At 63.6% G+C, this 14978-nt stretch carries 12 protein-coding genes; 8 read left to right on the plus strand and 4 right to left on the minus strand.

Annotation, left to right across the window (positions count from 1 at the left end; translation table 11 throughout):
- Positions 1–26 precede the first annotated feature (26 nt).
- The 3 genes from FVW59_RS01530 to uvrA all read right to left on the minus strand — a co-directional run bounded on the left by FVW59_RS01530 (position 27) and on the right by uvrA (position 6311).
- Complete coding sequence (locus FVW59_RS01530) at positions 27–2300, minus strand: serine/threonine-protein kinase (RefSeq protein WP_148062467.1); 2274 nt, start codon at positions 2298–2300, stop codon at positions 27–29.
- A 237-nt stretch (positions 2301–2537) separates the two neighbouring features.
- Positions 2538–3215, minus strand: coding sequence for an MYXO-CTERM sorting domain-containing protein (locus FVW59_RS01535; RefSeq protein ID WP_148062468.1), 678 nt, complete (start codon positions 3213–3215; stop codon positions 2538–2540).
- Between the two features lie 237 nt (positions 3216–3452).
- Positions 3453–6311: an excinuclease ABC subunit UvrA gene (gene uvrA, locus FVW59_RS01540; RefSeq protein ID WP_148062469.1), complete on the minus strand. Its 2859-nt coding sequence runs from the start codon at positions 6309–6311 to the stop codon at positions 3453–3455.
- Between the two features lie 237 nt (positions 6312–6548).
- Between uvrA and grxD the strand changes: the two genes are divergently transcribed.
- On the plus strand, positions 6549–6878 hold the full coding sequence (grxD, locus tag FVW59_RS01545) for a Grx4 family monothiol glutaredoxin (RefSeq protein ID WP_148062977.1): 330 nt from the start codon (positions 6549–6551) through the stop codon (positions 6876–6878).
- A 103-nt stretch (positions 6879–6981) separates the two neighbouring features.
- Here grxD and FVW59_RS01550 read toward each other — a convergent pair whose 3' ends face one another.
- Positions 6982–7188, minus strand: coding sequence for a bacterioferritin-associated ferredoxin (locus tag FVW59_RS01550; protein WP_148062470.1), 207 nt, complete (start codon positions 7186–7188; stop codon positions 6982–6984).
- Between the two features lie 211 nt (positions 7189–7399).
- Here FVW59_RS01550 and FVW59_RS01555 point away from each other — a divergent pair, with 211 nt between their 5' ends.
- The 7 genes from FVW59_RS01555 to rodA all read left to right on the plus strand — a co-directional run bounded on the left by FVW59_RS01555 (position 7400) and on the right by rodA (position 14947).
- Entirely contained in the window at positions 7400–8002 is a 603-nt protein-coding gene (locus tag FVW59_RS01555; RefSeq protein ID WP_148062471.1) for a peroxiredoxin, read from the plus strand.
- 977 nt (positions 8003–8979) lie between these two features.
- A complete protein-coding gene (locus tag FVW59_RS01560) occupies positions 8980–10236 on the plus strand; it encodes a glutamate-5-semialdehyde dehydrogenase (protein WP_148062978.1) in 1257 nt (418 codons plus the stop codon).
- Positions 10233–10898 (plus strand): nicotinate-nucleotide adenylyltransferase, encoded by a 666-nt coding sequence (gene nadD, locus FVW59_RS01565; protein WP_148062472.1) that lies wholly within the window; start codon positions 10233–10235, stop codon positions 10896–10898. The genes FVW59_RS01560 and nadD overlap by 4 nt, the downstream gene beginning before the upstream one ends.
- Positions 10899–10926: 28 nt before the next feature.
- Positions 10927–11289 (plus strand): ribosome silencing factor, encoded by a 363-nt coding sequence (rsfS, locus tag FVW59_RS01570; RefSeq protein ID WP_148062979.1) that lies wholly within the window; start codon positions 10927–10929, stop codon positions 11287–11289.
- A complete protein-coding gene (rlmH, locus tag FVW59_RS01575; RefSeq protein WP_148062473.1) occupies positions 11289–11759 on the plus strand; it encodes a 23S rRNA (pseudouridine(1915)-N(3))-methyltransferase RlmH in 471 nt (156 codons plus the stop codon). The genes rsfS and rlmH overlap by 1 nt, the downstream gene beginning before the upstream one ends.
- Positions 11760–11933: 174 nt before the next feature.
- Complete coding sequence (gene mrdA, locus FVW59_RS01580; RefSeq protein WP_148062474.1) at positions 11934–13808, plus strand: penicillin-binding protein 2; 1875 nt, start codon at positions 11934–11936, stop codon at positions 13806–13808.
- A complete protein-coding gene (rodA, locus tag FVW59_RS01585) occupies positions 13808–14947 on the plus strand; it encodes a rod shape-determining protein RodA (RefSeq protein WP_148062475.1) in 1140 nt (379 codons plus the stop codon). Before mrdA ends, rodA begins: the two co-directional genes overlap by 1 nt.
- The last annotated feature ends 31 nt before the right edge of the window (positions 14948–14978 follow it).

Genomic DNA, 14978 nt, shown 5'->3' on the forward strand with positions numbered 1-14978 from the left:
TAACCGCCTAGTCTAGCAGGATTCACTCAGTAAGCGCCGAGGCGCCGGCGGTCATTGGCCGACTGGTATTCCACTTCTTCCTGCAACTCCTTCCATACGGCCTGTTCCGGAGCCACTACCTGGCCATCGGCGATCAGACTGAGGGCGGTGTCCCAGGATTTGACCTCCATTTCTTCCCGTACCGCCTCGGTATAAGCATCCAGCAGGCGCTGACGCACATCGCGGGTTACCGCCATCTCCGGGAACTCCGCCATCAGGGCATCGTAACCCTGGCGGGCGGCATCCAGGTCGCCGCTGCTAACGGCCTGCAGGGCTTCACTGGCGCGGCGGCTGGCGGCGGCTTTGCGTGCCGCGATGGCGGCCTGTTCCTGCTGCCAGGCTTTTTCAAGGGCCGGGATGTCCGCCATCAGTGCGCTGGCCTCCGGGTGATCGGGCGCCCACTGCTGGACGACCGCCAGCTGCTCCCTGGCACTGGCGTATTTGTGTTTTGCCACATCGCGCTGCGCTGCCGCGACGAGGCCGGCGGCGCTGGCAGCGAGACCCTCGGGCACACCCGGTGTGTTGGGTTCGGCGGCGGCAAAGGCTTTGGCTGCCGCAGCGAAGTCATTCTGCTTCAGCAGCGCCTGCCCCTCGCTGACCAGCTGCTGTTGTCCCCGGGCTTCGGCCAGGGCCGGAAGTTCCGCCAGTCGCTGTTTCAGGGTCTCCTGTTGCGGCGCGAGTGCGAGGGCTGCATTCAGCTCGCTTTCAGCGCGCGTGAAGTCCCCTTCCGCGATGGCGTCGTCGGCTCTGGCGCCGAGGCTCTCGACGGCTTCCTCCAGCCCGCTGCGGGCATCGGCACTCTCCGGATCCAGGCGCAGCGCGGTTTGAAACTTGTCGCCGGCAGATGCGGGGTCGCCACTGTCGGCGAGGGCGCGGCCGTCCTTGAGCAGAACCTCGATATTCTGTGCGGTAACCCGCTGCACTTCTTCAGCGCCGCGTTGTTGCAGGGCTTCTCTCGCATCCAGCCAGTTGCGCTCCAGCTGCGCCACCGCGGCCTTGCCGGGGGCCAGGGCATTGGCCTCGTCGAGGAGTTCGCGGGCCCGCTCCAGGTCGTTCGCGGCGAGTGCGGTATTGGCTTCCCCGAGGAGTGCCTGTAGCTCCCCGTTCTGCACCGACAGATCCTCCGCGGGTACCGGGTTCTGCTGTTGCAGGTACAGGTAGCCGCCGGCGCCGCCTGCCGCCAGCGTCAGCACGATAGCCGCCAGCGCCCACTTGCCAGCCCCCGAACGGCGGCGCGACGAACCGGTACGCCGCTCGTTGCGAATCCCGCTGATCATGCCGTCGGCGTGGCTCGAAGTGATCTGGTAGCCCCCGGAAACCCGGCTGCCGATGGGGCTGCCGGTATCGCTCCAGACCACCGTGCGATCGCTGTCCTGGTCACCGTCCAGGCGGGTGCCCATCGCCGGGGTCTTGCGTTGGGGGCTGTCGCTGCGCGGCTGCGTCAGTACGTCGTCGTCGCTGAACTGATTGCGCACTGCACAGAAGGCCTCATACAGCTCGTAGCCGGACTGGAAGCGGTCATCGGCCTTCTTCGCCATGCCCTTGTCGAGGAAGGGCTGGTAGGCGGCCAGGTGTTTGGGCAGGCGGGGAATCTTCTCGGTGAGGTGCTTGACGGCCGTACTGACGGCGGAATCCGCCTCGTAGGGCACGGTTTTGGTGAGCATCTCGTAGGCCACCACGGCCAGGCTGTAGAGGTCTGAGCGGCCGTCCAGGGCAACACCCTCGGCCTGCTCCGGGCTCATGTAACTGGGGGTGCCCACCAGCAGGCCCGCCTGGGTCATCTGGGTGCTGGAGTCCGCCGCCTTGGCGATGCCAAAGTCGGCCAGCACAAAATCGTCGGAGCCGCGGCGCATGATGTTGCTGGGCTTGATATCCCGGTGGACGTAGCCCTTGGCGGCGGCGTAGTCGAGGGCCGCGGTCATCTGCGCCATCACCTGGTAGATGGTGCGCTGGTTCATGGCGCCGCGAATGATGTCTTCCAGATCGCCGCCGTGCAGCAGTTCCATGGAAATGTAGTTCAGGCTGCCGTAGACGTTGACGTCGTAGATTTGCAGGATGTGGGGGTGGGACAGGCGGGCCGAGATGCGCGCTTCGCGGACAAAGCGTTCGGAGAAGGATTCGTCGGCGATTTTGTCGGTGTCAATGACCTTGATCGCCACTTCCCGGTCGAGATTGATATGCAGCGCGCGGTAAACGCTGGCCATACCGCCGCGGCCGAGCTGCTCATAGATCTCGTAACCCGGAATCTCAAACTTGGCCATGATTGAGGCTGATCGTCCCTGTCGAAGTCAGTCAGTAACAAGCTGCGGCGCGTCCGCTGCATCGCAGTGTAAATTACTGGATTCCGGTTCGTCACACAAAAAGCGAAATCCCGACGCTAATGTACCCAATTTGGATACATACCGGCGGGGAAAAGCGCTAATTTGTGCGCCAATTCAAGATCGGGGTAATAAAGGCCAGCCGGGGTGAACTCTACAGACCCGCGGGCCGCCCGCCTGTCAGCCGGGCATGCGGCGCCGTCTGCGCAGCTGGCGGGCCATCAGCAGCAGTCCCAGTGCCATCAATGCCGGAACACCGGGGTTGGGGATGGGCTGTTCGCGCGGGTCGATGGGTACTCCGGTGGTCCAGATGCCGGCATTCGAGAGGCCACCGCCGCCGCCTTGCGCGCCTGTCTGGGAGAACTGCCAGGTGCCATTGTATTCACCGGGAGTGATCATGAAGGCGCCAAAGTCTGACAGGTTGTCGGTGGGGCCATGTCCCACATGCACCGTGAACACACCCAGGCCGAAAGTGTCCCAGAAGCCCGCTGCAAGTGTCCAGGTGGCTTCGATGTCCTTGTCGCCCCAGTTGCCGCTGGTCAGGCTCACGTTGAGCCAGTCCGAGTCGTCGCCATTGTCGGTCACATCGCCGCGCTTGGTCCACACGCCGCTGCCCGGCAGATCGAACACGCCGCCAAGGCCTTCAATGTCGGCGCTGGAGTTCGGGTTGCCCTTGCCGGTACCGCAGGCCTCTGCGCTGTCAAAGCTCCACTCTCTGGTGAAACTGCCACTGGAGGATTCGCAGGTCATGGGCGAGGCGAAGGTGTTGCTGGCTGCCGATGCCGCCAGCAGCACGAGGCAGGCCGCCGGCAGGTGGCCGGTTCTGCATATCAGCGAGCGTACAAACTTTAGTGTCATTTTCCGGTTTCCTTTGCTCCGCGCCGTCCGGTCGCCCCATCGAGACTGTGATGAGCTGCCTGGTCCGCTGCGCCGAGAGAATCTCTTGGGTCAGTGCATAAAAAGCAGGAACCATGCCAATTCAAAAAAGGCAATTTAAAACAATGACATACAGTTTTCATGCCGGGTCTTCGATATGCAGATGTAAAGCCCGGTGACACTTATCCCTGGGCGGGTTACCGTTGCCGGGAGGGGGCGTCAGGCCGCCTTTCCCCGGGAGCGGGCTTTACCCTGCTTTCCGAGCAGGGGGGCCAGGAAGCGGCCGGTGTGGGAGGCTTTTGCCTTCGCGACTTCCTCCGGCGTGCCGGTGGCGATGATCTGGCCGCCGCCGGAGCCCCCCTCCGGGCCCAGGTCGACAATCCAGTCGGCGGTTTTGATCACGTCCAGGTTGTGCTCGATGATGACCACCGTGTTGCCGTGGTCGCGCAGGCGGTGCAGCACGTCCAGCAGCTGGCGGATATCCTCGAAGTGCAGGCCGGTGGTGGGCTCGTCGAGGATGTAGAGGGTCTGGCCGGTGTCGCGCTTGGACAGTTCCCGCGACAGCTTGACCCGCTGCGCCTCGCCGCCGGACAGGGTGGTCGCGGCCTGGCCGAGGCGGACATAGGACAGGCCCACGTCCATCAGGGTCTGCAGTTTGCGGGCGATGGCGGGCACGGCGTCGAAGAATGCCAGCGCGTCCTCCACCGTCATCTCCAGCACTTCGTGGATGTTCTTGCCCTTGTAGCGGATTTCCAGGGTCTCGCGGTTGTAGCGCCGGCCCTTGCAGATGTCACAGGGCACGTAGATGTCCGGCAGGAAGTGCATTTCCACCTTGGTGACACCGTCGCCCTGGCAGGCCTCGCAGCGGCCGCCCTTGACATTAAAGCTGAAACGGCCGGGCTTGTAGCCGCGCGAGCGCGCTTCCTGGGTGCCGGCGAACAGCTCCCGCACCGGCGTAAAGATACCGGTATAGGTGGCGGGGTTGGAGCGCGGGGTACGGCCGATGGGGCTCTGGTCGATGTCGATGCACTTGTCCACCTGCTCCAGCCCGCTGATGCTCTTGTGCGGGGCCGCATTGAGGGTGGTGGCGCCGTTCAGCGCGGTGGCCGCCAGCGGGTAAAGGGTGTTGTTGATCAGGGTGGACTTGCCGGAGCCGGAGACACCGGTGACGCAGGTCAGCAGGCCCAGTGGCAGCTCCAGGTCCACGCCCTGCAGGTTGTTGCCGCGGGCGCCGGTGAGCAGGATCTGGCGCTTTTTATCTCTCGGAACGCGCTTGCCCGGCACTGCGATCGCTTTCTTGCCCGACAGGTAGGCGCCGGTCAGCGACTCACTGTGGGCGATGATGTCCTCGACACTGCCCTGGGCGACGATGCGCCCGCCGTGCACACCGGCGCCCGGGCCGATATCGATGACGTGGTCGGCGGTGCGGATGGCGTCCTCGTCGTGTTCCACCACCAGTACCGTATTGCCCAGGTCGCGCAGGTGGGTAAGCGTGTTCAGCAGGCGCTCGTTGTCGCGCTGGTGCAGGCCGATGGAGGGTTCGTCGAGAATGTACATGACACCCACCAGTCCGGCGCCGATCTGGGAGGCGAGGCGGATGCGCTGGGCCTCGCCGCCGGACAGGGTCTCCGCGCTGCGGTTCAGGGTCAGGTAGTTCAGGCCCACGTCCACCAGGAAGCGGTAGCGGGCGCGCAATTCCTTGAGAATCTTGCTGGCGATTTCACCCTGGCGGCCCTCCAGTTGCAGGTTCTCAAAGTAGATCTCCGCTTCGCCCACCGGCATGTTGGTGATGTCGGGGAGGGTGCGGTTGTCCACGAACACATGGCGCGCGTCCCGGCGCAGGCGTGTACCCTCGCAGTCCGGGCAGGGCTGGGTGGCCAGGTACTTGGCCAGTTCCTCGCGCACCGACTGGGATTCGGTGTCGCGGTAGCGCCGCTCCATATTGGGCAGGATACCCTCGAAGGGGTGGGTGCGTTTGAACACATCGCCGCGGTCGTTGATGTAGGAGAAGGCCACTTCCTCCTTGCCGCTGCCGCGAAGGATGACTTCGCGGTGCTGTTTTTTCAGTTTGTGGAAGGGGGCGTCTATATCGAAGCCATAGTGCTCTGCCAGGCTGGTGAGCATGTGGAAGTAGTAGACATTGCGGCGGTCCCAGCCGCGGATGGCGCCCTCGGACAGGCTGGATTCCGGGTGCAGGACGATGCGCTCGGCATCGAAGTATTGTTTCACGCCCAGCCCGTCACAGCCGGGGCAGGCCCCGGCCGGGTTGTTGAAGGAGAACAGCCGCGGTTCCAGTTCGTCGATGCTGTGGCCGCATTCCGGGCAGGCAAAACGGGCGGAGAACATGATGTCTTCGCCGTCGCTGTCCATCCAGCTGACGGTGGCCAGGCCGTCGGTCAGTTCCAGGGCGGTTTCGAAGGACTCGGCGAGGCGCAGCTTGAGGTCTTCGCGCACCTTGAAACGGTCCACCACCACCTCGATGCGGTGTTTGCGCTTCTTGTCCAGCTCCGGCAGGTCGTCCAGGTCGGTGACAATGCCGTCGATACGGGCGCGCACGAAACCCGAGGCGCGCAGTTCCTCGAACACATGCAGGTGCTCGCCCTTGCGATCGCGCACCACCGGCGCCAGCAGCATCAGCTTGCTCCCCTCGGGCAGTGCGAGCACCGAATCCACCATCTGGCTGACGGTCTGGGCCTGCAGGCTGATGTCGTGGTCCGGGCAGCGCGGCTCGCCGGCGCGGGCGTAGAGCAGGCGCAGGTAGTCGTAGATTTCGGTAATGGTGCCGACGGTGGAGCGGGGGTTGTGGGAAGTGGACTTCTGCTCGATGGAGATAGCTGGCGACAGCCCCTCGATGTGGTCGATGTCGGGCTTTTCCATCATCGACAGGAACTGGCGCGCATAGGTGGACAGGGATTCCACATAGCGCCGCTGCCCTTCGGCGTAGAGCGTATCAAAGGCCAGGGACGATTTGCCCGAGCCGGACAGGCCGGTGATCACCACCAGCTTGTCGCGGGGAATATCCAGATCGATATTCTTGAGGTTGTGCGTGCGCGCCCCGCGGACGTGGATGGTTTCCATGAGTCACCTGATACAGCGGCTGGGAGTCAAACGGCGCAGTATATGCCGCCGGCCGGATAGCTGGCAAAGTTGCTGTGTCGGGGTGGAACTGCAGACGCCAAAGAACACTCGAAATAGGGTAAACTGCGCGGCCGACACAACGCTGACAGTCATATACGGCTGGCGCGACGGGCCGGATGCATCCGGTTCACTTCATATCTCAGGTAGTGGGCAGTGCCCAACAGGACGAGCGATACCATGGACATTATGGAAACCATCAAGGAACAGGTCGAGAGCAACCCCATCCTGCTCTACATGAAGGGTTCCCCCAACCAGCCCCAGTGCGGCTTTTCCGCCCGTACCGTACAGGCCCTTATGGCCTGCGGCGAGCGCTTTGCCTACGTCGACGTGCTGTCCAACCCGGACATTCGCGCCAACCTTCCAAAGTACGCCAACTGGCCCACCTTCCCCCAGTTGTGGGTGAACGGCGAGCTGGTCGGTGGCTGCGATATCGTGGCTGAAATGGCCGAAAGTGGCGAGCTGGAAACCCTGGTTAAAGAGGCCGCGGCGGCCCAGCAATCCGCCTGAAGCCCCGGCAGCCTGCCCAGGCTTGCCGGGTTGGGTGACACCAGCGCACTAAAAACCCCGCGCGGCGCGTCGCCGGGCGGGGTTTTTTAATAGAAAGGGGAAGTCAGGTTACGGCGTAGAACAGTTGCTGTTCGGCGCCGGGAAGGCTGTCCAGGGATTCGCGCACGATTTCGCGGGCGACAATGCCGCATTTGCCGCACTGGCTGGCGACGCCCAGAGCGCTGCGCACCTCGCGAATACTGCTGGCACCGTCCTGTACTGCCGCACGGATCTGGGTATCGGTAATGCCTTTGCAAATGCAGACGTACATTGGGACGCCACCTGTCAGGTACTGTTGCATGGCAAAGTAATGCTAATGAGAATGGTTGTCAACAGTATTTAATGACAGAAAATTTAAGATTGCGCCCCGGGCTGCCCTTGAAATGGCCGCAGCCGCCCGCACTGTGTAAACTTCAACGCGCAATCCGCCCGGCGTCGCCGGGCATCTGCCATTCCCAAGCCAAACCAATGGAGTTAAGACAATGGGCGTATTAGTCGGTAAACCCGCACCGGATTTTGATGTCGCTGCCGTACTGGGCAGTGGTGAAATTGTTGATTCCTACAAGCGTTCCGAGCAGATGGCCGGCAAATACGGCCTGGTTTTCTTCTATCCCCTGGACTTCACTTTTGTCTGCCCGTCCGAGCTGATCGCTCTCGATCACCGTATGGACAAGTTCCGTGAGCTGGGTGTGGAAGTGGTCGCTGTGTCCATCGATTCCCAGTTCACTCACAATGCCTGGCGTAATACCCCGGTAGACAAGGGCGGTATCGGCGCTGTTTCCTACACGATGGCCGCTGATGTAAACCACGACATCGCCCGCGCTTTTGACGTTGAGTCCGCCGGTGGCGTGGCTTTCCGCGGTGCGTTCCTGATCGACAAGGAGGGCCTGGTGCGCTCCCAGCTGGTCAACGATCTGCCCCTGGGCCGCAATATCGACGAGCTGATCCGTCTGGTTGAGGCGCTGCAGTTCCACGAGGAGCACGGCGAAGTTTGCCCGGCTGGCTGGAACAAAGGCGACAAGGGTATGGACGCGTCTCCGGACGGTGTCGCTGCCTACCTGGCGGGTAACGCCGACAAGCTGTAAGCCTTACCGGCAAGCAGTTGCGAAAAACGCGGGCTTCGGTCCGCGTTTTTTGCTTGCGGCGGGTGGTTTGGCGGCCCTTTGAGCCGCTGAGTTGTTCTCTTGGCGGCCTTGCGGCCGCTGCGTCGCTGGGAATAATCCGGGCGGCCTTGCGGCCTTGCGGCCGCTGCGTCGCCGGCGATCAGGGGAGCTTCTTTTACTCCATTCCGGGACGATCGGCTGTGTTTTCCTTTGGGCGATTTTTTGCTCGTTAGTTGCAGCCGGCTTGAGAATGGCCACCGAGTGCACAGGATTTTGGGCACGCTGATCGTTCTGAAGTTCGGCAGTGCCCTTCGCGGGGGCTGGTGACGCTGTAAGGGCAGACCGCACTCACAGCCGCCGCCCTCCAAGTCCGTAAAAGAACTCCCCTGCTCACCGTCAACGCGGGTGGGAAACCGCTCCATGGGCACTTTGCTACGATTGAATGCTGAAACCGCCGAAACCGCCGAAACCGCCGAAACCGCCGAAACCGCTAATTCAGCCAGTTTCGCCAAGCCCTGCCATCTCTCCATCCAAAGCTCCCAGCCTCCCGCTGGCACCCGCATTGACGTCGGTGGGGGAAAGCCTTTTGCGGACTTGGAGGGCGGCGGCTGTGAGCTCGGTCCACACTTACGAAGTCACCCGGCATCGCGAAGGGCACTGCCGAACTTCAGAACGATCAGCGTGCCAAGAATTCTGTGCACACAGCGGTCACAACGAAGCTGGCAGCAACTAACGAGGAAAAAATCACCCAAAGGAAGGCACAGCCGATCTTCCCGGAATGGAGCAAAAGACTTTCACCGGCCGACGGCGATGCAGCGGCCCACAGGGCCGCCAGCAACAGAGCGCATGGGCTCCCCCCCAGCGGCGGCGACACAGCGTCACATCAGTACCCGACATCAGGTATAATCCCGCCCCTTTCCACCCGCAGCACAGTGAGCCCAATGCACACCGCGGAACAGATCGACATAGCCCAGTACATGGATCGCCTCGGCCGCCAGGCGCGGGAAGCCGCCGCCAAAGTGGCCGCATCCAGTACCGCCACCCGCAACGCCGCCCTGCTGGCCGCCCGCGACGCCCTTGACGGCGCCCGCGCCGCACTGGCCGAAGCCAATGCCCGGGATATGGCCCGCGGCCGCGAGAATAACCTCGACGCGCCCCAGCTGGACCGCCTCGAGCTGACCCCGGCGCGTATCGACACCATGCTCGAAGGGCTCACCCAGGTTGCCTCCCTGCCAGACCCGGTAGGCAGCATGACCGATCTCAACACCCGCCCAAGCGGTATCCAGGTGGGCAAGATGCGGGTGCCGCTGGGGGTAATCGGCATCATTTACGAGTCGCGTCCGAATGTGACCGTGGAGGCGGCCAGCCTGTGCCTGAAATCCGGCAATGCCACTATTTTGCGCGGCGGATCGGAGGCCCTGGCTTCCAATGGCGCCATTGCCGCCTGCCTCGCCGAGGGCCTGCGCAGCGCGGGTCTGCCAGAGACCGCGGTGCAGGTGCTGGAGACACCGGATCGCGCCGCGGTGGGTCACCTGATAGCCATGCCTGACTATGTGGACGTGATCGTGCCGCGGGGGGGCAAGGGCCTGATCGAGCGCATCAGTCGCGATGCCCGGGTGCCGGTAATCAAGCACCTGGACGGTATCTGCCATGTTTACATCGACGAGGGCGCGGACCTCGACATGGCCTTCAATATTGCCCTCAACGCCAAGACCCATCGCTACGGCACCTGCAATACCATGGAAACCCTGCTGGTGGCCGCCAGCGAGGCGCCCGCCATTCTGCCGCGCCTGGCGCTCGCCTATGGCGACAAGGGCGTGGAGCTGCGCGGTTGCGAGCGCACCCGGGCCATATTGCCGGAAAGCCGGGCGGCCACAGAGCAGGACTGGGGCGAGGAGTACCTGGCGCCGGTGCTGGCCATTCGCGTGGTGGATGACCTGGATGCCGCCATTGCCCACATCAATCGCTACAGTTCCCGGCACACCGACAGCATCGTCACCCGCGATCACGGTCGCGCCATGCGCTTCCTGCGCGAGGTGGATTCCAGCTCGGTGATGATCAATGCCTCCACCCGCTTTGCCGACGGCTTTGAATACGGCCTGGGAGCGGAGATCGGTATTTCCACCGACAAGCTTCACGCCCGCGGCCCGGTGGGCCTGGAGGGCCTGACATCGCAGAAGTACGTGGTGTTTGGCGAGGGGCAGATCCGCTCTTGAGCGCGGTCGCCGCCCCGATCGGGGTGCTGGGGGGAACCTTCAACCCCATCCATCACGGACACCTGCGCTCGGCGCTGGAACTGGTGGAAATACTGGGCCTGGAGCAGCTGCGGCTGATTCCCTGTGCCCGTCCGCCGCACCGCGAGGCGCCGGATTGCAGCGCGGAGCAGCGCGCTGCAATGGTCGAACTGGCGGTAGCGGGAGAGCCTCGCCTGTGCTGTGACCGGCGCGAGCTGGAGCGCGAGGGCCTGTCCTATACGGTGGATACGCTCGCCAGCCTGCGCTCGGAATGGGGTGCGCAGCGCCCGCTGTGCCTGGTGCTGGGCTACGATGCAGTGGCGACACTGGACAGCTGGCACCGCTGGCGGGAGCTATTGGACTATGCCCATATCGTCATCATTGCCCGTCCGGGCTGGGAGTTGCCGCACGTCGGTTCCGTGGCCGAGTGGCTTTCGGAACACCGGGTGAGCGGGCCAGAGGCACTGGGGAAGGCGCCTGCGGGCGCGGTGCTGTCACTGGCGCTGCGGCCCCTGGCCATCGCCTCTACCGATATCCGGACGCTGCTGGCAGCGGGGCGCTCGCCGCGTTTTCTGCTGCCGGAGCCGGTACTGGACTATATTGAGATTCATCAACTGTATCGCGGCACAGGCAATGGAGCCTGAACGCCGTCAACAACCGCTGGAAAACTGGATGCAAGCAGAGCAGATCAAGCAAATCGTCGAAACCGCGCTGGATGACCTCAAGGCGGTCAACATCGTAACCCTGGACGTCACCGGGCTCACCGATGTCATGGATTACCTGGTGATTGCCAGTGGCACTTCCAATCGCCACGTGAAATCCCTGGCCAACAATGTGGTGGTGGAGGGCAAGAAGCAGGGCGCCCGTCCGCTGGGCGTGGAGGGTGAGGACGCCGGTGACTGGGTGCTGGTGGACTTCGGCGATGTGGTGGTGCATGTGATGCTGCCGGCGACCCGCGACTTCTACGACCTTGAACGCCTGTGGGTGAGGCCGGTGGCGGGCAGCGCCAGCGAGCAGGAGGCGGAGCGGGACTGATGCGCCTCAGCATCGTCTGCGTGGGCGGCAAAATGCCGGCCTGGGTGGACGCCGGTGTCGGTGAGTACGAAATGCGCCTGCCGCGCGAACTGAACTTGCAGTGGAAGGAAATCCCCCTGGCCCGCCGCGGCCGCGACAGCAAGCCGGAGCAACTGCGCCAGGCCGAGGGCGAGCAGATTCTGAAAGCCATTCCCGAAAGCGACCGCGTGATCGCCCTCGATGTGCAGGGCAAAAGCTGGTCGACGCCGGAACTGGCGCAGCAACTGTCGGGCTGGCAGATGTCCGGTGACAACTACAGCCTGGTCATCGGCGGCCCCGACGGCCTTGCCCCACAGTGTCTCGAGCGCGCAGAGCGGCGCTGGTCGCTCGGCCCCCTGACCCTGCCGCACCCTCTGGTGCGCATTGTTTTGGCGGAACAGCTGTATCGGGCTTGGACAATTACGGTTAACCACCCGTATCATCGCGACTAGAGAAACCTCTGCAAAGCTACTGCGCTCGACATCTGAACCCCCGGCGGTGCTCGGAATGCTCATTTATTGCCATATAAACTCCGCATCCTGCGCTCCGGCGGAGGTGCACCTGTATTCGCTCGCTACGCTTTCCAGAGGCTTCTCACCCTGTTCCAGATTGCGGCTATTTAGTTAATGCCGCAGCACATCGCCCTCAAGGATCCCAATCGGGAAAGTCGCATTTTCAGCGCGCGCACCATCACTGCGATCCTCATCGTGACAGGATTGCTGGGGATTATCCTGGCGCGCTATCACACCCTGCAGATCACCGAGTATGAGACCTACCGGACCCAGTCCGAGCGCAACCGGGTGCAGCTACAGCCGCTGCCGCCCAAGCGCGGCCTGATCTACGATCGCAACGGTGTACTCCTTGCAGACAATCGCCCCAGTCACCTCCTGTCCATCGTGGTGGAGCGGGTGCCCGACCTGGAGCAGACCCTGGCGGAGCTGCGGCAGCTGGTTCCGGTGTCTGATGCCGACCTTGAGGCCTTCTACAAGAAAAAGAACCAGCGCCGCCCCTACGAAGCGGTGCCCCTGCGTTTTCGCCTGACCGAGAGCGAACGCGCCGTACTGGCGGTCAACCGCCATCGCCTGCCGGGGGTGACGGTGGAGGCCCAGCTGGTGCGGCACTACCCCCACGGCGAGTTGTTCTCCCACGCTATCGGCTACGTCGGCCGCATCAACGAGCGTGAGACTTTCGAGCTGGATGCCTCCGATTACCGCGGTACCTTCCATATCGGCAAGGTGGGAGTGGAGAAGTACTACGAGGATCTCCTGCACGGCGAGGTGGGTTACCAGAATGTCGAAACCAATGCCCACGGCCGCGTGCTGCGGGTACTGGAACGCTTCGACCCCAAGCCCGGCGCCGATCTGGTGCTGCACCTGGACATCGGCTTGCAGCGGGTGGCCTTTGACGCGCTCGGCGACCAGCGCGGCGCCGTGGTGGCGATGGACCCGGCCACTGGCGGGGTCCTGGCGCTGGTATCCACCCCGGGTTACGACAGCAACCTCTTCGTCAACGGCATCAGTTCCGCTGATTACAGCGCATTGCGCGACTCGCCGGATGTGCCCCTGTTCAACCGCGCGGTGCAGGGGCAGTATCCCCCTGGCTCAACGATCAAGCCAATGATGGCCATGGCGGGGCTGAAGTCGGGGCTGGTGACCCCCGAGTACACCGTTCCCGATCCTGGCTGGTACAGCCTGCCCGGCGACTCGCGCCGCTACCGCGACTGGATTCTGAAAATCCGCGGTACCGGCCACGCGCCGCGGGTGGATATGGAGATGGCGATTGCCGAGTCCTGTGACGTGTATTTCTATGACCTCGCCCGGCGCATGACCATCGACGGCATGTACGAATACCTGCACCCCTTTGGCCTCGGCGAGCGCTCTGGCATCGACACCACCAACGAGCGCCGCGGGGTGTTGCCGTCCACGCGCTGGAAGCGCGACGCCATGAACCAGCCCTGGTATCCGGGTGAAACCATCAGTGCCGGCATTGGCCAGGGGTATATGCTGGCCACACCGGTGCAGCTGGCGGTGGCCACCACGGCGCTGGCGACCCGCGGCACGCACTATTCCCCCCGCCTGGTGAGATCCATCAACGGGGAGGTGGTGAGCGCGCCGGAGTTGACGCCGGTCCAGGGCAGCGAGGAGCACTGGAGTGCGGTGCAGAACGCGATGCGGGAAGTGGTGCACGGGCGGCGCGGTTCGGCGCGCAAGATCGCTGCGGGGATTCAGTATGAAATGGCCGGTAAAACCGGTACCGCCCAGGTGATCGGTATTGCCCAGGGCGAAATCTACCGCGAGGAAGAGGTGGCAGAGCGCCATCGCAATCACGGTCTGTTCATCGCCTTTGCGCCGCTGGAGGCACCCACCATCGCAGTGGCGGTGATTGTGGAAAATGGTGGCGGTAGCAGTGCGGCCTATCCCATTGCGCGGCAGGTGATCGATGCCTGGCTGCTGGATGAGGAACTGCCCGTCGAAGATGCCGGGCCGGTGGAGGTGAATTGATGGGGGACTATGTACGCCAGTTGCCGGGCAGTTCCGCTGGTCTTTCCCGACGCCCGGGTGCCACGCAGCGCTTTCACCTGGATCTGCCGCTGTTGGGCCTGTTACTGGTATTGACACTGTTCGGCTTGGTGGTGCTGTACAGCGCCTCCGGTCAGAATATGGGTGCTGTCATCCGCCAGGGCCGGTTTATCCTGGTGGGCTTTGTGGTGATGATCGCGGCGGCGCAATTCAGCCTGCAGCGCTTCCAGCGCTGGGGGCCGTTGTTTTACCTTGTGGGGGTGGCCCTGCTGGTGGCGGTGGATGTCGCCGGAGTGGGGGCCAAGGGCGCCCAGCGCTGGTTGTCCATTGGCGGCTTCCGCTTCCAGCCCTCGGAAATCATGAAGCTCACGGTGCCGATGACGGTGGCCTGGTACCTGGCTGATCGTACCCTGCCGCCGCGCTTCAAATATATCGTTGCCTGCCTGACGATTATCGCCATCCCCTCGGCGCTGATCCTGATACAGCCTGACCTCGGTACCTCGCTGCTGATTGCCGCCAGCGGCATGTTCGTAGTGTTCATGGCGGGCATTGGCTGGGGCTATATCTTCGGCGCTGTCCTGCTGGCGGTGGCATCGGCCTGGCCAGTGTGGATGTACGGGCTCAAGGAGTACCAGCAGCAGCGCATCCTGACCCTGCTCAATCCCGAGAGTGACAAACTCGGCGCCGGCTGGAACATCATCCAGTCCAAGACCGCCATCGGCTCCGGCGGCTGGGAGGGCAAGGGCTGGCTCAAGGGCACCCAGTCCCAACTGGACTTTCTGCCCGAAAGTCACACCGATTTCATCATCGCGGTGCTGGCGGAGGAGTGGGGGCTGCGCGGCGTCATCATTCTGATGGGCCTTTACCTGCTGATTCTGCTGCGTGGCTTCTGGATTGGCATCCACGCCCAGAGTAGCTACGGGCGTTTGATGGCCGGCAGCCTCACGCTGACGTTTTTCGTATACATCTTTGTTAACATGGGCATGGTTGCCGGCCTGTTGCCGGTTGTGGGTGTACCGCTGCCGCTGGTCAGCGCCGGCGGCACCTCGGTGGTGACGCTGATGGCCGGCTTCGGCCTGTTGATGGCCGTCAGCACAGAACCGCGGCGCGTGGTGCACTGACGCCCGCCCGGCCCGACTTCTGGAGACCTCT

This window comes from Parahaliea aestuarii (genome assembly GCF_008064635.1).
GTDB classification, from domain to species: Bacteria; Pseudomonadota; Gammaproteobacteria; order Pseudomonadales; family Halieaceae; genus Parahaliea; species Parahaliea aestuarii.

Excerpts from the sequence above, each read along its gene's own strand:
- FVW59_RS01530 (WP_148062467.1), bottom strand. The coding sequence starts at position 2,300 with ATGGCCAAGTTTGAGATTCCGGGTTACGAGATCTATGAGCAGCTCGGC.
- FVW59_RS01535 (WP_148062468.1), bottom strand. The coding sequence starts at position 3,215 with ATGACACTAAAGTTTGTACGCTCGCTGATATGCAGAACCGGCCACCTG.
- uvrA (WP_148062469.1), bottom strand. The coding sequence starts at position 6,311 with ATGGAAACCATCCACGTCCGCGGGGCGCGCACGCACAACCTCAAGAAT.
- grxD (WP_148062977.1), top strand. The coding sequence starts at position 6,549 with ATGGACATTATGGAAACCATCAAGGAACAGGTCGAGAGCAACCCCATC.
- FVW59_RS01550 (WP_148062470.1), bottom strand. The coding sequence starts at position 7,188 with ATGTACGTCTGCATTTGCAAAGGCATTACCGATACCCAGATCCGTGCG.
- FVW59_RS01555 (WP_148062471.1), top strand. The coding sequence starts at position 7,400 with ATGGGCGTATTAGTCGGTAAACCCGCACCGGATTTTGATGTCGCTGCC.
- rsfS (WP_148062979.1), top strand. The coding sequence starts at position 10,927 with ATGCAAGCAGAGCAGATCAAGCAAATCGTCGAAACCGCGCTGGATGAC.
- rlmH (WP_148062473.1), top strand. The coding sequence starts at position 11,289 with ATGCGCCTCAGCATCGTCTGCGTGGGCGGCAAAATGCCGGCCTGGGTG.
- mrdA (WP_148062474.1), top strand. The coding sequence starts at position 11,934 with ATGCCGCAGCACATCGCCCTCAAGGATCCCAATCGGGAAAGTCGCATT.
- rodA (WP_148062475.1), top strand. The coding sequence starts at position 13,808 with ATGGGGGACTATGTACGCCAGTTGCCGGGCAGTTCCGCTGGTCTTTCC.